This window comes from Streptomyces prunicolor, from assembly GCF_045162825.1.
GTDB classification, from domain to species: Bacteria; Actinomycetota; Actinomycetes; order Streptomycetales; family Streptomycetaceae; genus Streptomyces; species Streptomyces prunicolor.
The window spans coordinates 5,654,621-5,673,920 of the sequence record NZ_CP108676.1 but is presented as its reverse complement, the minus strand read 5'-3'; the positions used below and the strand labels follow the sequence as shown (position 1 = coordinate 5,673,920).

Genomic DNA, 19,300 nt, shown 5'->3' with positions numbered 1-19,300 from the left:
TCACCGGTCCGCCTGTTCCTTCGCGATGTTCTTCACGACAACGGCCGCGAACTCCGCCGCGCTGTCGCACAGTTGCTTGCTCGACTCCGGCGCGTAGACGATCAGCTGGAGGATCTCGACGGTGCGCTCGCCGACGGAGTCCGTGTAGACGCGGTGCGGGGTCCGTACGGTGCAGCTGTCGTCCTCTTCGTCGTTCGGTCTGTAGTAGCTCTTGGTGCCGGCGACGTTCACCGGCGTTCCGTCGTCGCTGTCCAGCGAGCTGTCCCGGGTGAACCGGATCTCCACCTCGCGGTCGCCGTCGCCGTCGCTGGACCAGTCGCAGTTCCAGGAGCCGAACCCGCTGTCCTCGTTGTCGAATTGGACGCCGGGCAGCCGCTTGAGTGCGGCGGCGTCGAGCAGCGAGCAGGCATTCAGGTTGGCCAGGGACCACTTGGGCCATGCGGCCGTGCGCCGGGGCACCGGGCCGTGGGCCAGCACGCTGACCACGTGATCGGTGGCGGTGTCGGCCAGCTGGCACGGGTCGGGTGCCGTCTTCGCGTCGAACTGCTGCCCGATGACGCGGATCTGCTTGCCGTCGGGGGTCAGGACGGCCCGTTCGCAGAACTTCCCGTCCCGCTTGATCGCCACCCGCGTGAGGTCGGTGTCGGGGACCAGCTGGGTGGATTCGATGTTGTCGAACTCGTCCCTGTCGGAGTCGAGGTTGACCTGCACGCCGGCGTTGTCGTCGCCGCCGTTGTTGAGCAGGATGACGTCGCACCGGTCGATGTCGCCGTAGTCCGGGTCCAGCACGGTGGTGCCGAAGCGGCTCAGCGAGGCGGCGTCGATCAACCCGCAGGGGTCGGCGGTGCGTTCGTCGCCGATGGTTCCGGCCCGCGCCGATGCCGATGCCGAGGGCTTCGCGTCGGAGCCGACGGTGTCCTTGCCGTCCGCGCCTCGCGAGTCCCAGGGAGCGAGGAGGACGAGCCCGGCCGCGAGCGCACCGCCTGTGACCACCGCCACGGCCGCGATCGCCAGGGCGCGACGGCGGCGCACCGGGACCGTGAGGCCGTCCTTGGCGGCGCGTACGACGCCTCCCAACCGCATGGTCCGGGAGGTGAGTTCGAGCGTGCTGCGGTCGAGCCGGTCCTGGACGTGCGCGGGCGGCGGGGTGGCCTGCCGCAGCAGTTCGAGCGCCCGCGTGGCCTCCGGTCTGTTCCGGGGTTCCACCTCCAGCAACGCGGCCAGCGGCTCGGTCAGTTGCCCGGCCCGGTGCGCGGTCTCCAGGTGGCCCTGGACGGCCCGGGTCAGATACGTCATCAGATGCTCGGCCTCGCCGTACGGCGACTGCCCCTCGACCGCCGCGAACAGCGAGGCGCCCAGGGAGAACACGTCCGCCTTCTGGCCGAGCGGCTGCCCCTTGGCCACCTCGGGGGCCAGATACCGGGGTTTGCCGCGCACGCTGCCCGTCGCACTCTGCGTGACGTCGTTCCACAGCGCCCGGGAGATCCCGAAGTCGGTGAGCCGGGCGACGCCTTCGTCGGTGACGAGGATGTTCTCCGGGGTCACATCGCCGTGCACCACGCCCGCGCGATGCGACTTCACCAGCGCGTCCGCGATCTGGCAGCCGATCGACCCGGCCTCCTCGGGCGCCAACGGGCCGCGCTCCGCCATGAGTTGGGCGAGACTGCGGGAGGGGACGTACTCCATGACGATCCAGCAGATGGCGCCCTCGTCGACGAAGTCGAAGACGGCGACGATGTTCGGGTGGTGCAGCCGCCCCGCGTTGCGCGCCTCGCCCATCAGCCGTCGGGTGGCCCGATCGTCGTCCAGGCGCGCGCACTTGACCGCGACCCAGCGCTGCAACCGCTCGTCCCACGCCCGCCACACAACGCCCATGCCGCCGGTGCCGATGGGCTCGTGCAGGAGATACCGGCCGTCGACTCTGTCCCCGGCCGCTGGTGTCACCGGCACCGTCCCACCCCTCGATCACGGTTCTGACGGGTAACGGAGTGTACAGATCCGGCACTTGGGGGTGATCGGATTCACCGGACATCAGGCGGACTCACCCCGAACCGCCACACCCCGCCGCATCTCCACGCCCGGCCTCAGCCGCCGCAGACCACTCGCAGCGACCGCACTCGGCGCGACGGCAAGCACTTCGTCGACGTCACCTGTCTCGCGCAGGCGGAGTCCACCCGGCACTCGACGGGCGGCGTTCCGTTCGGAGGTGCCGTCAACCTCACCGGCCGCGCCCTCGGCCAGAAGGGCCTCTTCGTCCTGGACGGCGCCCGCATCCCGGGCGCCACCGGCGCGTGCAATCCGTCCATGACGATCGCCGCACTGGCGGAACACAGCGTGCGGACGATCGTGCGGCAGGACCTCGGGCGGGTGTTCCGACCGGCAGGAAAGGTGCGTCAGCTCGCGGACGCATGCCGGCCGAGCGCCTCGTCCAGGCCGGCCGCCAGGGTGAAGAGCCGGCTGAGGTCCGTGATCCGAAGCATCTTGCGGATCATGGGCTGGGGGCAGACGAGCGTCAGTTGCCCCTCCCGTTCCTCGACGCGCAGTCGAGCACGGCACAGCAGCCTCAGCCCGGAGCAGTCCATGAACTCGACGGGGGTCAGGTCGATCACCACCGAGGGATTCGGGCCGTCCGTCGCCGCGTCGAGTTCCGGAGTGAGGTGAAGGGCGGCGGCGATGTCGATCGCACCGTGGAGTTCGACGACGGTGCGCCCTGGTGTCCGGTAGACGCGGACGTATCGAATGGGCGGAGGGGTTTCCCGGGGCATGGAGGCATCACCGTGAATTCAGCGGGCTGTCCGCACCGGTCCCGGGGCGGATGACGACAGGGGTTCACGGCCACCGGGAGCAGGGGTGACGAGACAAGGGAATCCTAGATCGAGGGCAGATCACAAATAAGGATGAATGCCCTTATTCATAAGGCAGGACACCCCTTTGGAGTGATATTCGGGATGAGGTCTTGACGTTGAATGCGTGCGCCTTTCTCGCATATATGCACACGCCTCTGACGCGGCTGAAAGAAAGGGGACGGGACCCCTTCTTCCGTCCGTCCGCCGGCCCCCTCACGGCCCCGCCACCTGGTCGTGCCTCCGCTAGGCTCGCCGTGTGACAGCCGACCAGTCCCACGAGGACCCCTACGCGATCGTCGCTGTCGCGTCTTCCGCGGGCGGCATCCACGGGCTGATCGTGCTGCTCGGGATGCTGGACCCCGACCTCCCGGTACCGGTGCTGGTGGTCCAGCACCTCGACCCGAAGCACCGGACGGTGATCGCCGATGTCCTCTCCCGCCGCACCGACATACTGGTCAAGCTCGCGGAGGCCGGGGAGCGCGCGCTGCCCGGCACGGTGTACATCGCCCCGCCCGACCGGCATCTCCTCATCGACTCCGACGGCGTGATGACCCTGTCCGACACCAAGCTCGTCCACTTCGTACGGCCCTCCGCCGACCTCCTCTTCGAATCGGTCGCCGGGGCCTACGGACCGCGGGCGATCGCCTGCGTACTCACCGGGACCGGCAGCGACGGCGCGACGGGGGTCGGCCTCGTCAAGTCGCGCGGGGGCACGGTGATCGTCGAGGATCCGCTGTCGGCGGAGTTCAAGGGGATGCCGCAGGCCGCGGTGGACACGGGAGCGGCGGACTACGTCCTTCCCCTCGCGGAGATCGCCACGGTCGTCCGCGGGCTCGTCGAGGTCACGAGGCAGTGATGAGCGAATCCCAGAACGCCGCCACCGACGAGGCGCTGGAAGAGCTGCTCGTCTTCATCAGGGACGCCCGCGGCTTCGACTTCACGGGCTACAAACGCTCCACCCTGGGCCGGCGCATCAACAAGCGGATGAACGACGTGGGCGTCCCCACCTACACCGAATACCAGGATCTCCTCGAAACCAGCGCGGGCGAGTTCGACGCCCTCTTCAACACGATCCTGATCAACGTCACGTCGTTCTTCCGCGATCCGGACGCCTGGACCTTCCTCCAGCGGGAGGTGGTCCCCGAAATGCTCGCGGACATCGCACCCGACCAGGAGATCAGGGTCTGGAGCGCGGGCTGTTCCAGCGGCGAGGAGGCGTACTCCCTGGCCATCATGTTCGCGGAGGCGCTCGGCCTGGAGGAGTGTCTGCGCCGCGTCAAGATCTACGCCACGGACATCGACGAGGAGGCGTTGCGCCAGGCCCGGTCGGGCCAGTACCCGGAGAAGTCCCTGGAGGCCATCCCCGCCGAGCTGCGCGAGAAGTACTTCGAGCAGAACGGCGCGCTGTTCGGTTTCCGTCCCGACCTGCGGCGCCGGGTGATCTTCGGGCGGCACGACATCACCCGTGACGCCCCGATCTCCCGGCTCGACCTGCTGATCTGCCGCAACACGCTGATGTACTTCAACGTCGAGGCCCAGACCCAGATCATCGACAGGTTCCACTTCGCGCTGCGCAAGAACGCCTTCCTGTTCCTCGGCAAGGCGGAGATGCTGCTGAACGACGCCGACCGGTTCGACGTGGTCAACATGCGGCAGCGGGTCTTCCGGCGCCGTCCGGGCGACGCCGGGCTGCCGTACCACCCGGCTCCGGCGAAGATCAGAACCGGCGCGGGCACCGCACCGCACTCGGTCGCGCGCAGCCGCCAACTGCGCGACCTCGTCCTCGACGCGGGCCCGACCCCGTCGATCGCCGTCGACGACGACGGAGTGGTCGTGGTGATCAACAGTCAGGCGAGGGTCCAGTTCTCCCTGACCCCCACCGACATCGGCCGCCCCCTCCAGGACCTGGAGATCTCCTACCGGCCGGTCGAACTCCGCTCCCTGATCGACCAGTCCACGCATGAGCGCCGCACCCTCCGGGTCAACAGGGTCGAGCGCAGGGTCGGCGAGGACCTCCAGTACTTCGACATCCTCGTCCAGCCCCTGACCGGGCCCAACAGCCTGCATGTCGCCACCAGCGTCTCCTTCATCGACGTCACCGTGGCCTCGCAGTTGAAGGCCGAGGTCAAGCGGGTGCGCGAGGATCTGGAGACCGCCTACGAGGAACTCCAGTCGACCAACGAGGAGTTGGAAACCACCAACGAGGAACTCCAGTCCAGCGTCGAGGAACTGGAGACCACCAACGAAGAACTCCAGTCGACCAACGAGGAGTTGGAAACCACCAACGAGGAACTCCAGTCCGGCAACGAGGAACTGGAGACCATGAACGACGAGATGCGCATCCGCACCGAGGACCTGAACGAGGCCAGGGCCTTCCTGACGGCCGTCCTGACCAGCATCGAGGCCGGATTGGTGGTCCTGGACCACGACCTGAAGGTCAAGAGCTGGAACCGGGGCGCGGTCGACCTGTGGGGGCTGCGGATGGACGAGGTCCTCGACAAGGAGTTCTTCGCGCTGGACTTCGGACTGCCCACCGATGTGCTGCTGCCCATAGTGCGCACCTGCATGGAGACCCGTGAACGCACCGGACCGATCACGCTGGAGGCCCTGAGCCGTATCGGCAGGTCCATTGTCTGCGATGTGTACTGCTCGCCGTTCGACAGCCACAACGGAGGCGTCGTCCTGCTGATGGAGGAAGGCCGAAGTCCCGGCTCCGACTGACTCTGCGGCGTACGCTTCGGACATGAACCCGCAGGGGCACGAAGAAGCCCTCGGTCTGGCAGCGGTGGCACTGGGCCGTGCCGCCCGGGCGCTCGAGCGCGCGGAGCGGGCCGAAGCGGCCGCCGCCCATCACGAACTGCTGGCGGCGAGGCCCGGACGCGAGTTCCACGCGCGGATCGCGGACACGCACCGGCGATCGGCCGCGTGCCATCGTTCCTCTGCAAGCCTCCAGGAGGCCTTCGCCCGCCGTACGGCGGAATGGACTCCGGGACAGGGGGACCAGCCCCGGTTCATGACCGGTGTCGCGGAGGCGTGCGGCACGGACAGCGCGGCACTCATCCTGGTCGACTCCGGCCAGAACCAGCTCGCGGTCGCCGTGTCCGACGAACAGTCCCGGGCCGCCCAGGAGTTGGAGTACGTCCTGGGCGAAGGCCCGTCCCGGGACGCAGCGTCGGCACACCGCCCGGTCCACGCGTCCGGCCCGGCGATCGGGACACGCTGGCCCGGTTACGGACGCGCCCTCGCGTCCCTGGGCATCACCTCCGTGGCCGCCGTTCCGCTGGGGACGGCGGCCGGTTGCATCGGCGCACTGGCGGTGTTCGACCCGCGGCCCGTCCTCGCCGGACCGGCCGATCTCGCGGCGGTCGCCGAAGCCCTCACCCGTATCGTGCTGCTCGGCCCCGACGCCGACCCGGACCTCTACGGCGGCACAGACCACCGGGCGACCGTGCAGCAGGCGGCCGGCATGCTCTCCGCACGGCTCGGCTGTCCCGTCGCCGACGCTCTGGCACTCATCAAGGCCCGGGCGTTCGCCGGGGAGCTGTCTCTCGACGCGGTCTCCCGGCGGATCCTGCGCGGCGACCCGGAACTCAACTGAGGAAGAGGCACCATGACGCCCGAACAGCGGCTGGCCGACGTCTTCGTGGCCCTGGCCGGCTGTACGACGGACGGTCCCCCGGACGTTGCCGGAACCCTGGCGGTCCTCGCGCACGGCAGCCCGTCCCTGCTCGGCGTCGGCGCCGCGGCCGTGGTGTTCGCCCCCGACGAGCTCGAGGCGGCGCACGTGGCGGGCTCCGACCCCTCGGTGTCCCGGCTGGAACACGACGCCGTCGGCTGGCGCGAAGGTCCCGGCAACGACTGTCACCGTACCCACACGCCCCCGACCCAGGCGGCGCTCGACGGCCGACCGGCCAGGCAGCGCTGGCCGCACTACGCCCCCAGAGCCCTCGGTCTCGGCTACGCCCGCGTGGTGGCCCTCCCCCTGCGCGGACACACCGGAATCAGCGGTGCGCTCGTGCTGCTCTCCCACGCCCGGCAGAGCGTCCTCACTCCGGGAACACTGACGCTCGGCCAGTCGATGGCGGACTTCACCGCCGTCACCCTGGAACGCGCCCGCGAGGCCGACCGCAGCCGGACCCTCGCGGCCCAGCTGGAACTCGCCCTGAGCAACCGCATCGTCATCGAACAGGCCAAGGGAGTGCTCGCGGCCCGGCTGGAGATGACCGTGGACGACGCCTTCGACCTCCTGCGCACCCATGCGCGCTCACGTCAGCGGCTGGTGAGCGTCGTGGCACGCGAGGTGGTCGAAGGGCACGCCGATCCCGGTCTGTCCGGGGAGTGAACCGGGCCCGCCGCTACCAGGTCACCGGAAGTTCCCGCAGGCCGTACACGATGTTGTCCTGGTTGTAGGTGAGTTGGTCTGCGGGGACCGCGAGGCGCAGGCCGGGCAGGCGGCGCAGCAGCGTGGTGAGGACGATCTGGAGTTCCACGCGGGCCAGGGTCTGGCCCAGGCACTGGTGGACGCCGTAGCCGAAGGCGACATGACGGCGGGCGTCGCGGGTGAGGTCCAAGTCGGGCTCGGTACCGAAGAGTTGCTCGTCGCGGTTGGCCGTGGACAGCATGCAGATCACGCCCTCACCGGCCTCGACCGTCACCTCGCCCACCCGCACGGCCTCGGTCGCCACGCGGCCGAGGCCCAGGTGGATGATCGTGAGGTGGCGCAGGAGCTCGTCCACGGCACCGCGCGCCAACGCCGGGTCTTGGCGGAGGAGTTCGGCCTGGTCGGGGCGGTTAAGCAGGGCGAGCACGCTGATGGCCGTCATGTTCGCGGTGGACTCGTGCCCGGTGACCAGCAACAGGAAGCCGAGCGACGCGGTCTCCTGGTCGGTCAGGTCCTCGCGGGCGGCGAGCCGGCTGAGGATGTCGTCACCGGGCTCGCGACGCTTGCGCTCCGCCAACTCCGCGAGGTAGCCCATGAGTTGGGCGTGCGCCCGCTCCGCCTCCGGTCGGGTGGTGCGGTTGTCGAGGAGAGTGCGGCTGAGTGACTGGAACAGCTCGTGGTCCTCGTACGGCACCCCGAGCATCAGGCAGATGACCAGCGAGGGGATCGGCAGCGCGAAGTCCGCCACCAGGTCGGCCGAGCTGCGGCCCTCGGTCATGCGGTCCACGGCCCGGTCCACGATGTCCTGGATGCCGGGGCGCAGTTCCTCGATCCGCTTGACCAGGAAGTCCTTGGTGACCATCCGGCGCAGCCGGGCGTGCTCGGGGTCGTCCATGCGGATGAAACTCGGCTTGGCGGTGGCCAGTTCGCGCTGCCCGGCGGAGAGGAACGGGAACCCCGGCGTGCGCGCGTCCGCGCTGAAGCGGGCGTCGGCCAGCACGGCCCGCACCTCGTCGTACCCGGTGACCAGCCAGCACGCGGTGCCGTCCGGCAGCACGGCCCGGGTGACGGCGGCCTCGCGGGCGGCGACGGTGTAGACGGGCGGCGGGGTGAAGGGGCAACTGCCGTAAGGAGAGGGGAGGTTGATGGTGTTGGTGGTGACGGTCATGAGTGGGCTGTCTCCTCGGGGTCGAGGAGCGTGATGGCTCCGCCGGGGCACAGGTCGGCGGCGAAGCGCACCTCGTCGGCGTACCGCGCGTCCGGGTGCGGGTCGAGCAGGGCGACCCTACCGTCCGACTCGTCCTGCTCGAAGACTTCGGGCGCGGCACCGACGCACTGACCGGCGCCGCAACAGCGGTCCCGGTCCAGCAGCACGGTGAGCGAGGGCTGCCGGGCCGTGCCGTCGGAGGGGGTGCGGAGGGTGTTGAGCGTGGTGCACATGGTGGCGGTCTGGCCGGCCAGGACCAGGAGTTCGACGAGTTGCTCGGGGTTGAGGGCGTGGGCCAGGCGGTCCCAAAGTTCCTCGAGGATGGAGGAGTTGACCGCCAGCAGGTCGGCGGCCTCCAGGAGGGCGCGGTCCTCCGGCTGCCAGGGGTGGGTGGCGGTGGCCGGGTCGGCCGCCGTCGCGTCGATCTCCACGGCCGTCAGTCCGGCGTCCTCGGCCGGGATGCGGTGCCGACCGTGGACGTAGGGCGCGTCGAGCCGGTGAGCGACGCGCAGGACGATCAACTCCCGTCTGCGGTGGCCGAGGGTGCCCTCGTGGGTGAGGACCCGGGCGAGGGAGAGCCAGGCGTGAGCGAGGACGGGGTGGTGGGCGAGGGTGCCGAACAGGTTCTCCCGGCCGGGACCGTCCTGCCGGGAGTCGGCGAGCAACGACCGCAGTACCGGGGGCCATTGGGCGGGTGGGAGGGGTGGAATACGAGGGGTGCGGGTGGGGTGAGGGGTGCGGGTCGGGGTCATGGTGCCTTGCGCCTTCACGTTCGTACGGCGTCGGTATCGGTGTCGGGGGCTGGGGAGTTGTCGTGCTGGGCCGGTGGCGTTCACCAGCGGCACACGACCACCCCCGCACTCGCCCCGCTCGCGAAGCCGAACATGCCGACCAGGTCCCCGCGTTGGAGACGTCCGCTGTCGAGGGCGGCGGCGAGTTGGAGCGGGATGGTGTTGGTCGCCACGTTGCCGTGGGTGGGGAAGGTGGCCAGGATGCGGTCCGGGTCCACGCCCACCCAGTCGCAGACGACCTTGGTGAACGGCACCGACGGCTGGTGCACACAGACGAGGTCGAGGTCGTCACCCTCGACGCCCAACTCCCTCATCGCGCCCCGCACTTTGCCCGGAAGCCCCTCGAAGGACCCGACCAACTGGGCGGAGTCGATGCGGAGATGGCCGAGTGTGCGGTGCTGCGCGTACGGGTTGGGCAGGGTCGCCGCCTGCCAGCCCCAGGAGTTGGCGAAGAACCGGGAGCCGAGGATGCCAGGGCGGTCACCCGCCGCCACCAGCAGCGCCGAGCCCATGTCACCGGTGCTGAGGCTGGGCAGCGCGGTCAACAGGTCGGCCGGGTCGTCCAGTTGCCAGCGGCTCTCCCGGGTGCTGACCTCGGCGGTGGTCACCAGCACCCGCCGGTACTGCCCGCTGCGGATGAACGCGTCGGCGACCTCCAGCGCGTTGAGAACGCCGTTGCAGGCGTTCTTCAGGTCGAACACCGGGCAGCCCAGGCCGAGTTTGTCGGCGACGACATGGGCGGTGGCCGGCTCCTCCATGTCGGCGAGGATCCCGGCGTAGAGGAGCAGGTCCACGTCTCCCGGATCGGTACCGGTGTCCTCGAACAGGCGCCGGGCCGCGTGCGCGGCCAGGTCGGAGGGCTGCTCCAGGTCGTCGGCCACGGTGCGTTCGGCCAGCCCGTACATGCGCTGGAGCACCCCGCGCGACAGCGGCACGGCGGGGCTGCCCGCCCGGAACCGGTCCTCCACGGCGGCCACGCTCTGGCGTCCCTCGGGGATGTGGACGGTGGCGTGAACGATGGTGCTGTGAACGGTCATCGGTCCCTCCTCGGTCGGAGCTGGGTCGGTGCGGTCGGTCGGTGCGGTCGGTCGGTGCGCTCGGTCGTCAGTCCTCGGCGGTCAGTCCTCGGTCGTCAGTCCTCGGTGGTGAAGAGCAGCACCACGTTGTGTCCGCCGAACCCGAAGGAGTGGCTGACGGCGGCCCGGACGCGCTGCTCGCGGGGTGCGCCCGTGACGCAGTCCAGGTCGAAGGGGAGGTTGTCCGGGGTGAGGTTGGCGATCGGCGGGACGGTGGAGCGGTGGATGGTGAGGGCGGTGAGCGCCGCCTCGATCGCACCGGCCGCGCCGAGGCTGTGCCCGAGAACTCCCTTGGCGGCGGTGACACTTGGCCGGTGCGGCAGCACCCGCGCGATCAACTCCGCCTCGGTCAGGTCGTTGAGCGGCGTCGAGGTCCCGTGCGCGTTGACGTGATCGACGTCGGCCGGGCCGAGCCCCGCCTCCGCGAGCGCCGACCGCAGCGCGGCCTCGGCATGAACTCCCCCCGGAGCAGGGGCGGTCGGGTGATACGCGTCGGAGGTCTGACCGGCCCCCGCGAGTCGGGCGTACCGCCGCTGTCCACGGGCACGGGCGTCCGCCTCCCGTTCCAGGACCAGGATCGCGGCCCCCTCGGAGATCACGAACCCGTCCCGGTCCACCGCGAACGGCCGTGAGGCGGCGCCGGGTTCGTCGACCCGGGACGACAGCGCGCCCATCCGCTGGAAGCCGGACGCGATCACCGGGGTGACGGCCGCCTCCGCGCCGCCCGCCACCGCGATGTCGCACAGCCCGGCCGACAACAGCCCCCGTGCGACGGCCAGGGCACTGGCCCCGGAGGCGCACGCGGTCTCGGTCGCGAGGGACGGGCCATGGGCGCCGAGGTCCAACGACACTTCCCCGGCAGCCATGTTGGAGATCAGCATGGGCACGAGTGCGGGCGACACCAGCTCGGGACCGCCCTGGTGATGGCGGATCGTCTGGTCCTCCAGGTGCACGGCTCCGGCCAGCCCCGAACCGATCACCACGGCGACCCGCGCACCGTCCCACCCGGCCGGATCGAGCCCGGCGTCGGCGACGGCCTCGCGCGCCGCGAGCACGGCGAGCTGACTGAACCGGCCCATGCGCCAGGCCTTGCCGCCGCCGATCCGGGCCTGCTCCGGGGTCATGAGCGGGATACGGCACGACAAGTCGACGGCGCAGCCCTTGAGTTCGGGGTCCGTGACGGCGGCGGACCGCCCGCTCAGCATCCCCTCCCAGGTCGCCTCGCGGCCGACCCCGGCCGGGGTGATGAGCCCCAGGCCGGTGACGGAGACGGACGTACAGGGTGCCCGCATCACGGCCGCTTGGCGTTCAGCGCGGCGACGAGTCCACCCACGGTGCTGTGCTTGGCGGTCTCTTCCTCGGCCACCGGAACCCCCAGCTGCTCCTGGAGCGCCAGGGCGAGTTCGGCCAGCGCGAGGGAGTCCAGATCGAGGCTCTCCAGGGTGGCCTCCGGCCGAATCCTCTCGGCACTGACCTCGAACTTCTCGGTGAGTACGGCGGTCAGAGCGGTCTGGGCGGGGGACATGGGGTTCCTTTCGACGGGGGGAGCGGGCTTCGGGGCGAGGGGAACTTGGGGGGACTTCGGGGGGGCTCAGGGGCAGGCGGGGTTCCGGAACCGAGTCGTCCGACCTGTTTTTTGCAGGGCAAACGCCGGGGGAGGACAAGCGACGGGCACACCCGGGGACGGGCGAGGTCGGTCTTGGGCGAGCTTGGTGTCAGACGAGGTCGGTCTCAGGCGAGGCTGGTCTCAGGCGATCTGGGTCCGCAGGGCCGGGTCGGCAGCGGGTTCGTGATGCGCCACGGCATCTGTGTCGATCGTGTCGACGTGCGGCACGGTCGGCAGCTCCGGCCACACCAGGGCCGCCGAGCCCCAGGTGAGTCCGGCACCGAAGGCGGTCAGCAACACCCGCTCCCCCGCCCGGAGTTCACCCCGAGCGGCGGCGTCGGCCAGGGCCAACGGGATGGACGCGGCGCCGGTGTTGCCGACGCGCGCGATGTTGGTGACATGCCGTTCGCCGGGTACCGGGATGCGGTCGCCGACGGCGGACAGGATGCGGGCGTTCGCCTGATGGGCGCAGAACCGGTCCACATCCTCGGCCGCCCAGTCAGCGCGCTTGAGCACGGCGTGGGCGGACTGGGTCATACGGGTCACCGCATGCTGGAACACCTCACGCCCCCGCATACGGAAGTAACGGTCGCCCGGGCCGAATTCACCGGGCCGGGAACGCTCCTGCGCACCACCACCGGCCACCTGGATCAGCTGGTCACCCGAGCCATCACTGCCAAGATCCAGCGCCAGCACTCCGCCCAGCTCCTCCCGCTCACCGCGCCGTAGAACCACCGCGGCGGCGCCGTCCCCGAACACGATTCCGGCGGAACGATCCTGCGGGTCGAGCAGCGTCGAGTACACCTCGGCCGCGACCAGCAGGACCCGGTCGGCACACCCCGAGGTCAGGGCGCCGACGGCGGCGGCGAGGCCGTAGACGAAACCGCTGCACGCGGCGGAGACGTCCCACGCGGCGATCTCGCCGAGGCCGAGGCGGGTGGTCAGGCGGGGGGCCATGGCGGGCATCGGCCGGTCGGGGGTCGAGGTGGCGACGATGACGGCGTCGACCAGGGGTCCGCCGGCGACCGCGAGTGCCCGGCCGGCCGCCTCCAGTGCGAGGTCGCCGGTGGTCACACCCGGTGCCGCGCGGCGGCGCTCACCGATGCCGGTACGCCTGCGGACCCAGGCGTCGTCGACGTCCCACGCGGCGGGCAGGGCGTGGTTCGGCACCGCGTCCGGGGGGACGAAACCGGCGATGCCCTCAAGGACGGCCGTCTGCGGCGTTCTCAAGAGCGGGGCTGCGCTGGGCAGTCGGAAGGTCACACACGCCTCGATGGGGAAGTGATCTTGGACGAGCGTGCACGACTGTAGATCGGATCAAGATCGGGGCGGGAGCGTGACGTGATTCGAACACGTGACCAGTTCGGGCCGGTTTTCGACAAAAGCGCAGCTCAGGGAGCGGATTGAGGAAACGTTACGTCTGTTATGTCGCTCCTAGATCACCCGAAAGAGGGCGGTTGGAGGCGGCCGTTCGACGCACAACCGCCCACGGTGTCATGTCAGTTCGGGGAAGACGGGCGAACCCGGCGTGCTGCGGAGTGAGTTCAGGGCGTGAGCTGCTGCTGCCCTATGACGGAGAGGAGTTCGAGCTTGCCCTGGCTCTCCGTGCCGGGGCGGGCGGTCATGACCACCAGGGTCTGCGCGCGGTTCTCGGTGAACAGGACCTGTGCGTCCACGTCGATACGGCCGAGGGCGGGATGGAGGATCGTCTTGCTCTCGCCGTAGCGCTGCGCGACCTCCTGGAGTTCCCACACGCGGGCGAACTCCGGGCTGCGTTCCTGGAGTTCGGCGACGATCCGGGCCGCCCGGGGGTCGCTGCCGGTGGCCGCCGTGAGTGCGGCGCGGAGGCGGGCGGCCTGGGTACGGCTGTGCCGGGGGTGGTCCTCCTCCGGGTACACCAGCCGGTCGGTGGGGTCGGTGAACCAGCGGTAGTAGGCGCTGCGGGCGAGGCCCGTGTGGCGCGTCTGGTCGCCGAGGAGCGCGGTGGCGATGGGGTTCATGGCGAGGGTGTCGGCCATGTCGGTGAGCACGATCGCCGGGGTGTCGTCGTTCAGCCGCTCCAGCACCCGCAGCAGCGCCGGGCTGACGTGCTCGGAGCGCTGGAAGCGGACCGGGGCGTTGTGGCCGATCAGCGTGAAGAGGTGATCGCGCTCGTCCGGGGTGAGCCGTAGCGCCCGGGCGAGGGCGGCGGTGATCTGCACGGACGGCTGCGGGGCGCGCTGCTGCTCCAAGCGGGCGTAGTAGTCGGTGGACATACCGGCGAGCTGCGCGACCTCCTCCCGGCGCAGCCCCCGCGTACGCCGACGCGGCCCCTCGACGAGCCCGACGTCATGGGGCCGCAACGCCTCGCGCCGCCGCCGCAGGAACTCCGCCAGCTCCTTCTTCTCCATGCCCGCCGTCGCCCTTTCCGGTCCGTCTTCTCGGTCCGTCTTTCCGGTTCGTCTTTCCGGTCCGTGACCTCCATCGTCGCCGCTTTCGGTCACCCCAGCCAGGGATCCCCGATCCATGGATAAACCTTCCTCTCCCGCCCCCACTCAGCCGCTCCTACGGTCGTCCCAGCGACGACCCCGCAAGGAGAAAACCCCATGAGATTGACCGGCAACACCGCCCTGATCACCGGCGGCACCTCGGGCATCGGTCTCGGTCTGGCCCTGCGCCTGCACGAGGCCGGCAACAAGGTGATCGTCGCGGGCCGCCGTAAGGAACTGCTGGACCGGATCACGAGCGAGCACCCGGGCATCGAGGCCCTCGCCCTCGACGTCACGGACCCGGCGTCGATCACCCGCGCGGCTGAGCAGGTGGCTTCCCGGCACCCCGAGCTGAACGTCCTGGTCAACAACGCCGGCATCATGCTGCGCGAGAACCTCCTCGACCCGGCATCCCTCCCGGTCGCCGAGGACCATGTCAAGGTCAACCTGCTTGGCACGATCCGGATGGCTTACGCCTTCCTGCCGCTGCTGACCGGCAAGCCCGACGCGGCCGTCCTGAACGTCACCTCCGCGCTGGCGTTCGTCCCGCTGCCGATCACCCCGACCTACAACGCGACCAAGGCCGCACTGCACTCCTTCTCCGAGAGCCTGCGCGTGCAGCTCGCACAGGCCGACGCCGGCGTCCAGGTGATCGAGGTGGCGCCGCCGGGCGTGCGCACGACCATGCTGGACCAGGAGGACAACGAGAACTCGATGCCCCTGGACGACTTCCTCACCGAGACCCTCGACCTGCTGCGGGAGAACCCCGACGCGAAGGAACTCGTCGTGGAACGCGCCCGGTTCGCGCGCGATGCCGAGTCCAACGGGTCGTACGACAACGTCCTCGCGATGCTCAGCGGTGTCTGACCCCGACCGTGACACCCGACGACGTATCCGACGTACCGGACGGCAGCCCCGCCGAGCGCACCGAACGCGCTGACGCCGCCCGCAACCGGGTGCGGCTGCTGGAGGCCGCCGCCCGGCTGGTGGCCGAGCGGGGCGCGGAGCACGTGACGATGCACGAGGTCGCGGAGGCGGCCGGGGTCGGAAAGGGCACGCTGTTCCGCCGGTTCGGCGACCGCGACGGGCTGCTCCTGGCCCTCCTCGGGGAGGCCGAGGCGGATTTCCACGAGGCGTACACCTCGGGCCCGCCGCCGCTGGGACCGGGGGCGCCCGCGAGGGACCGGCTGGCCGCGTTCGGCAGTGCCCTGATCGAACGGGTCGCCACCGACGCCGACTTGGGCGCCGCGCTGGGCCGACAGGTCGTCCACGAACGCCGGTTCGCCTCCGACACCGGCCGCGCCTTCCACGACCACGTCTCAACTCTCCTCCGGGAGAAGGGAGTCGACACGGACCCCGACATGCTCGCGCACGCGCTGCTCGCCTTCGCGAACTTCGAGACGGGGGACTCTCTGCACGTCGGCTGCGGCATCCCGGTCGCCCGCCTCCAGGCCACCTGGGTGGACCTGGTACGCCGGGTGACCCACGACGGAACCGGTCCGGCGCCGACTGGGAGAATGAACCCATGAGCATCGTCAAGATCAACGTACTCACCGTCCCCGAGGAGCAGCGCGAGACGCTGGAGAAGCGCTTCGCGAACCGCGCCGGGACGGTGGACGGCTCGGACGGCTTCGAGTGGTTCGAGCTCCTCCGCCCCGTCGAGGGCACCGACACCTACCTCGTCTACACCCGCTGGCGCGCCGAGGAGGACTTCCAGAACTGGATGTCGGGGATGGGCCAGGCCGCGCACCGGGGCGCACCCAAGGAGGGCGGCGCGCCGGGTTCCCCGCAGGGCGAGCGCCCGAAGCCCGCCGCGACGGACGCGACGCTGTGGACGTTCGAGGTGGTGCAGCAGGCGGGGCCCAAGGAGGGCTAGGACGCCTAGGAGGCCCAGGGCGTCTCCGCGCCTACGGCGGCTCGTGCACAACCGTCCTTTTCCATGACGGCTCGTGCACAGCCGTCCTCTTCTACGACTGCTCGTGCACAGGGCCCTCCTCTACGACTGCTCGTGCACAGCCCCCCTCAACTCCCGCAGCACCACCCCTAAGTCGTCCGGCGCCGCAGCAAGCCTCACCACCCGCCCCCCGTCGTCGAGTTCGGCGATGTGCCAGCCGCTGGGCACAATGTCGCCGTCGTCGCCGTCGTCGCCGCGCACCCGTCGTACCGTCCGGACGGTGAGCCGTTCCGCCGGGATCCGGCGCGCCCCGAACCGGCCCGGGCCCGGGGTCACCGCGGGTGGGCCGTCGCCCAGGGCGATGTGGGTGCCGAAGCCGTGCGGGTTGTAGTCGGTGTGCTCCAGGAAGCGGGCGGACACGAACCTCTCCCCGTCCAACTCCGCGAGTGCGGCGGGCACTTCGGCCGGTCACGGTGCGCGGACGCGGGTCGCGCGCCAGGCCCAGACGACGAGCGCCGCCGTGCCGAGCGTGCCCGCCGCCGCCCACGTGATCGTCGTGGCGGAGGCGAACAGGGTCGTGGGGTGGAAGTAGCAGAGCGGCAGCAGCCACAGGGCCGTACCGGCGAGGACGAGCGTGAACGGCATGGCGGAGGGCAGGACTTCGTCGCCGGGGAGGCGGCGGCCGCGCAGCCTCACCAGCAGCTGGGCACCGGGGTAGCCCGCGGCGAGGACGGCGAGGGCCGCGATGGCGGCCAGGTCTCCGGCGGACTGGACGTGCTCGCGCCAGACGTACCGCGATCCGGTGATCGCCATCAGGTCGTTGCGCCAGAAGGTCAGTCGGACCTTGTCCCCGGCGTGGAAACCGTCGGCCGCCTCGCGCGAGACCATGGTGCGCTCGAAGGGCCGGTCGTCGGCGAAGTACACCCAGCCGATCTTCTTGGACCCGTTGGAATCGGTCCGCGCGATCACGGCCGGCACGTAGGTCAGACACTCCCCGAGCTCCGTGTCGGGCGTCGCGGCGGTGCACGGGACGGCCGCCTCCCACGCCCGCTGGTCCGCCGCGACGCCCGACACGGGCACCGCCAGCACGGCCGCCCCGATGAGCAGCGTCACGCACCAGACCGCCGCCGCGACCGGGACGCGTCCGGCCGTACGGTCCGAGATGACGCGGACGGTCGCCGAAGCCGACTCCGACTCCGACTCCGGGACGTCGGTTCCGTAGCGGTGGTGCAGTGCGCGGAGGGCGTCCAACTGGTCGTGGAAGTCCAGGATTTTGGCGGACGAGCACGTCGGCAGCGGCAGGGTCCGTCTGCGTCCGTTACGCAGCAGCACGCTGACGTGACGGCTCTGGGCGCCCCGCGCGTGGCTCTTCAGCCATAGCTGCAGATCGGCGACCTCGTGCCACGGCAGGCTCCAGCGGCGCAGCAGCGTCCGGGACCTCAGACCGTGCGCGTCGGCGTCCACCCGGGCGGTGACCAGGTGGAGCGCCACGAGACCGACGAAGGCGAGCGCCGCGCCGGGGACCAGCAGCCACAGCGCGTCCGGTCCGCGATACACCGTCCACACCACCGCGACGGCCACCCCCGCCGCCGCGAACGCGACGCAGAACCACAGGGCGCGGGGCGAGCGGGGACGGCAGATCACTTCGGGGACGTCGGTCATGGTCCGAACTCTGCCTCGGCCGGCGCGGCGGGCGCTTGTCCGATCTCCGGCAGTGTTCCGGCAGGCCAGGCTGCTCAGAGGAGGCAAGGAGAGGGCCTGAAGGGGGCCCGAGGAGGGCGAGAAGTGGGGGAGGAGCAGGGGAGAAGCGGGCGAGAAGTGGGTGCGAAAAAAGTGGCGCGCGAGATGTTTGAACCGCCGTGAAGCGGTGAGGCGAGCCGGATGCGTGCTTCTTCCACCGCCTCCGCCGAGACCCCCGGCTCCACCCGGGCCCACGGTCACACCGGACCGTCCCCCAGCCCCACCGCCACCGCCCCGGCTGCGGAGCGCGCCCCCGGAAAGCAACGCGACCCCTTCTTCGACAACGCCAAGTACCTGGCGATCGTGCTGGTGGCGATCGGCCACTCCTGGGAGCCGCTGCGGTCGAGCAGCCGTAGCGTCACAGCGCTCTACACGCTTGTCTACGCCGTGCACATGCCGGCGTTCATCGTGATCTCCGGGTACTTCTCGCGGAGTTTCCGGGCGACCCCGCCGCAGATCAGGCGGCTGCTGGGGGGAGTTGTCATGCCGTACGTCGTGTTCGAGACGGCGTACACGCTCTACACCCGCTGGACGGATCACCAACCCGACCGCGCCATCAGCCTGTTGGACCCGCTGTATCTGACATGGTTCCTGGCGGCGCTGTTCGTCTGGCGGCTGACCACGCCGATCTGGAAGCACGTGCGCCAACCGCTGCCCCTCGCGCTGGTCATCGCGATGCTGGCGACCCTCTCCCCCTCCATCGGCAACGACCTCGATCTGCAACGGGTGTTGCAGTTCCTGCCGTACTTCGTGCTCGGCCTGTGTCTGAAGCCGGAGCACTTCCAGCTCGTACGGCGGCCGGAGGTACGGCAGTTGGCGGTGCCGGTGTTCGTGGTCGCGCTCGGGGTGGCGTACTGGTCGGTCCCGCGGTTCGACTACGCCTGGCTCTTCCACAACGGGAGCGCGGAGCAACTCGGCGTGCCCGCCTGGGAAGGGCCCCTGATGACGCTGGCCCTGTTCGCCTGCTCGACGCTCCTGGTCGCCTGCTTCCTGGCGTGGGTGCCGCGCCGCCGCACCTGGTTCACCGTCCTGGGCGCGGGCACGCTCTACGGCTATCTGCTGCACGGGTTCGTCGCACAGGGCGCCAAGTCCTGGGGCTGGTACGACCCTTCGTGGATGCGGGGTCCCCTCGGCGAGGTCACGGTGACCGTGGTCGCCGCCGTCGTCGTGACCGCGCTGTGCACCCCGCCGGTCCGGCGGCTCTTCCGCTTCGCCATGGAACCGGAGTTGCGGTGGGCGTTCCGTCGTGACGCGGACGAGCTGGCTCGTACCCCTCACGACTCCTGACCAA

General features: G+C 70.6%; 19 protein-coding genes and 1 pseudogene. 9 read left to right on the top strand and 11 right to left on the bottom strand.

What is annotated here, in order from left to right; all coding sequences use genetic code 11:
- On the bottom strand, window positions 1-1,950 hold the full coding sequence (locus OG588_RS26090; RefSeq protein WP_405949397.1) for a serine/threonine-protein kinase: 1,950 nt from the start codon (window positions 1,948-1,950) through the stop codon (window positions 1-3).
- A gap of 69 nt (window positions 1,951-2,019) precedes the next feature.
- Here OG588_RS26090 and OG588_RS26085 point away from each other — a divergent pair.
- Window positions 2,020-2,313, top strand: a pseudogene (locus tag OG588_RS26085) (GMC oxidoreductase); the annotation flags it as partial.
- 80 nt (window positions 2,314-2,393) lie between these two features.
- On the opposite strand, the gene OG588_RS26080 reads toward OG588_RS26085, so the two are convergent.
- A complete protein-coding gene (locus OG588_RS26080) occupies window positions 2,394-2,765 on the bottom strand; it encodes an STAS domain-containing protein (protein WP_019055340.1) in 372 nt (123 codons plus the stop codon).
- 337 nt (window positions 2,766-3,102) lie between these two features.
- On the opposite strand from OG588_RS26080, the gene OG588_RS26075 reads away from it, so the two are divergent.
- Genes OG588_RS26075 through OG588_RS26060 form a run of 4 tightly spaced genes read left to right on the top strand, consistent with a single transcriptional unit; the run spans window position 3,103 to window position 7,188 of the window.
- Window positions 3,103-3,702, top strand: a complete 600-nt coding sequence (locus OG588_RS26075) for a chemotaxis protein CheB (protein WP_405949396.1) — start codon at window positions 3,103-3,105, stop codon at window positions 3,700-3,702.
- Window positions 3,702-5,567, top strand: a complete 1,866-nt coding sequence (locus tag OG588_RS26070) for a CheR family methyltransferase (RefSeq protein ID WP_405949395.1) — start codon at window positions 3,702-3,704, stop codon at window positions 5,565-5,567. Before OG588_RS26075 ends, OG588_RS26070 begins: the two co-directional genes overlap by 1 nt.
- A 22-nt stretch (window positions 5,568-5,589) precedes the next feature.
- Entirely contained in the window at window positions 5,590-6,444 is an 855-nt protein-coding gene (locus OG588_RS26065) for a GAF domain-containing protein (RefSeq protein ID WP_405949394.1), read from the top strand.
- 12 nt (window positions 6,445-6,456) lie between these two features.
- On the top strand, window positions 6,457-7,188 hold the full coding sequence (locus tag OG588_RS26060) for an ANTAR domain-containing protein (RefSeq protein ID WP_405949393.1): 732 nt from the start codon (window positions 6,457-6,459) through the stop codon (window positions 7,186-7,188).
- A 13-nt stretch (window positions 7,189-7,201) separates the two neighbouring features.
- Here the strand turns inward: OG588_RS26060 and OG588_RS26055 are convergent, their stop codons facing one another.
- The 7 genes from OG588_RS26055 to OG588_RS26025 form a co-directional block, all read right to left on the bottom strand.
- A complete protein-coding gene (locus tag OG588_RS26055; protein WP_405949392.1) occupies window positions 7,202-8,395 on the bottom strand; it encodes a cytochrome P450 in 1,194 nt (397 codons plus the stop codon).
- Window positions 8,392-9,186 (bottom strand): ferredoxin, encoded by a 795-nt coding sequence (locus OG588_RS26050; protein ID WP_405949391.1) that lies wholly within the window; start codon window positions 9,184-9,186, stop codon window positions 8,392-8,394. Before OG588_RS26050 ends, OG588_RS26055 begins: the two co-directional genes overlap by 4 nt.
- 80 nt (window positions 9,187-9,266) lie before the next feature.
- Window positions 9,267-10,262 carry a 3-oxoacyl-ACP synthase III family protein gene (locus tag OG588_RS26045; protein WP_405949390.1) on the bottom strand — a complete coding sequence of 332 codons (996 nt, stop codon included), beginning with the start codon at window positions 10,260-10,262 and terminating at the stop codon, window positions 9,267-9,269.
- 95 nt (window positions 10,263-10,357) lie between these two features.
- Entirely contained in the window at window positions 10,358-11,593 is a 1,236-nt protein-coding gene (locus OG588_RS26040) for a beta-ketoacyl-[acyl-carrier-protein] synthase family protein (protein WP_405949389.1), read from the bottom strand.
- Window positions 11,593-11,826, bottom strand: coding sequence for a phosphopantetheine-binding protein (locus tag OG588_RS26035; RefSeq protein WP_405949388.1), 234 nt, complete (start codon window positions 11,824-11,826; stop codon window positions 11,593-11,595). Before OG588_RS26035 ends, OG588_RS26040 begins: the two co-directional genes overlap by 1 nt.
- 222 nt (window positions 11,827-12,048) lie before the next feature.
- Complete coding sequence (locus tag OG588_RS26030) at window positions 12,049-13,170, bottom strand: beta-ketoacyl-ACP synthase III (RefSeq protein ID WP_405949387.1); 1,122 nt, start codon at window positions 13,168-13,170, stop codon at window positions 12,049-12,051.
- A gap of 281 nt (window positions 13,171-13,451) precedes the next feature.
- Complete coding sequence (locus OG588_RS26025; RefSeq protein WP_405949386.1) at window positions 13,452-14,297, bottom strand: helix-turn-helix transcriptional regulator; 846 nt, start codon at window positions 14,295-14,297, stop codon at window positions 13,452-13,454.
- 195 nt (window positions 14,298-14,492) lie between these two features.
- On the opposite strand from OG588_RS26025, the gene OG588_RS26020 reads away from it, so the two are divergent.
- Genes OG588_RS26020 through OG588_RS26010 form a run of 3 tightly spaced genes read left to right on the top strand, consistent with a single transcriptional unit; the run spans window position 14,493 to window position 16,251 of the window.
- Window positions 14,493-15,242 (top strand): SDR family oxidoreductase, encoded by a 750-nt coding sequence (locus OG588_RS26020; protein ID WP_405949385.1) that lies wholly within the window; start codon window positions 14,493-14,495, stop codon window positions 15,240-15,242.
- Between the two features lie 8 nt (window positions 15,243-15,250).
- Window positions 15,251-15,904 (top strand): TetR/AcrR family transcriptional regulator, encoded by a 654-nt coding sequence (locus OG588_RS26015; RefSeq protein WP_405949384.1) that lies wholly within the window; start codon window positions 15,251-15,253, stop codon window positions 15,902-15,904.
- Window positions 15,901-16,251: an antibiotic biosynthesis monooxygenase gene (locus OG588_RS26010; RefSeq protein WP_266859630.1), complete on the top strand. Its 351-nt coding sequence runs from the start codon at window positions 15,901-15,903 to the stop codon at window positions 16,249-16,251. Before OG588_RS26015 ends, OG588_RS26010 begins: the two co-directional genes overlap by 4 nt.
- Window positions 16,252-16,371: 120 nt before the next feature.
- On the opposite strand, the gene OG588_RS26005 is transcribed toward OG588_RS26010, so the two are convergent.
- Together OG588_RS26005 and OG588_RS26000 are read right to left on the bottom strand one after the other, a co-directional pair.
- The gene (locus tag OG588_RS26005; protein ID WP_405949383.1) at window positions 16,372-16,728 is read right to left on the bottom strand and encodes a hypothetical protein; all 357 of its coding nucleotides are present in this window, start codon (window positions 16,726-16,728) and stop codon (window positions 16,372-16,374) included.
- 9 nt (window positions 16,729-16,737) lie between these two features.
- Complete coding sequence (locus OG588_RS26000) at window positions 16,738-17,931, bottom strand: PH domain-containing protein (protein WP_405949382.1); 1,194 nt, start codon at window positions 17,929-17,931, stop codon at window positions 16,738-16,740.
- Between the two features lie 219 nt (window positions 17,932-18,150).
- Here OG588_RS26000 and OG588_RS25995 point away from each other — a divergent pair, with 219 nt between their 5' ends.
- The gene (locus OG588_RS25995; RefSeq protein ID WP_405949381.1) at window positions 18,151-19,296 is read left to right on the top strand and encodes an acyltransferase family protein; all 1,146 of its coding nucleotides are present in this window, start codon (window positions 18,151-18,153) and stop codon (window positions 19,294-19,296) included.
- Window positions 19,297-19,300: the final 4 nt, after the last annotated feature.

Bases quoted from the DNA above. Each gene is read 5' to 3' on its own strand.
- OG588_RS26040 (WP_405949389.1), bottom strand. From the start codon at position 11,593: ATGCGGGCACCCTGTACGTCCGTCTCCGTCACCGGCCTGGGGCTCATC.
- OG588_RS26010 (WP_266859630.1), top strand. From the start codon at position 15,901: ATGAGCATCGTCAAGATCAACGTACTCACCGTCCCCGAGGAGCAGCGC.
- OG588_RS26035 (WP_405949388.1), bottom strand. From the start codon at position 11,826: ATGTCCCCCGCCCAGACCGCTCTGACCGCCGTACTCACCGAGAAGTTC.
- OG588_RS26025 (WP_405949386.1), bottom strand. From the start codon at position 14,297: ATGGAGAAGAAGGAGCTGGCGGAGTTCCTGCGGCGGCGGCGCGAGGCG.
- OG588_RS26060 (WP_405949393.1), top strand. From the start codon at position 6,457: ATGACGCCCGAACAGCGGCTGGCCGACGTCTTCGTGGCCCTGGCCGGC.
- OG588_RS26020 (WP_405949385.1), top strand. From the start codon at position 14,493: ATGAGATTGACCGGCAACACCGCCCTGATCACCGGCGGCACCTCGGGC.
- OG588_RS25995 (WP_405949381.1), top strand. From the start codon at position 18,151: ATGCGTGCTTCTTCCACCGCCTCCGCCGAGACCCCCGGCTCCACCCGG.
- OG588_RS26045 (WP_405949390.1), bottom strand. From the start codon at position 10,262: ATGACCGTTCACAGCACCATCGTTCACGCCACCGTCCACATCCCCGAG.
- OG588_RS26055 (WP_405949392.1), bottom strand. From the start codon at position 8,395: ATGACCGTCACCACCAACACCATCAACCTCCCCTCTCCTTACGGCAGT.
- OG588_RS26050 (WP_405949391.1), bottom strand. From the start codon at position 9,186: ATGACCCCGACCCGCACCCCTCACCCCACCCGCACCCCTCGTATTCCA.
- OG588_RS26080 (WP_019055340.1), bottom strand. From the start codon at position 2,765: ATGCCCCGGGAAACCCCTCCGCCCATTCGATACGTCCGCGTCTACCGG.
- OG588_RS26065 (WP_405949394.1), top strand. From the start codon at position 5,590: ATGAACCCGCAGGGGCACGAAGAAGCCCTCGGTCTGGCAGCGGTGGCA.
- OG588_RS26000 (WP_405949382.1), bottom strand. From the start codon at position 17,931: ATGACCGACGTCCCCGAAGTGATCTGCCGTCCCCGCTCGCCCCGCGCC.
- OG588_RS26070 (WP_405949395.1), top strand. From the start codon at position 3,702: ATGAGCGAATCCCAGAACGCCGCCACCGACGAGGCGCTGGAAGAGCTG.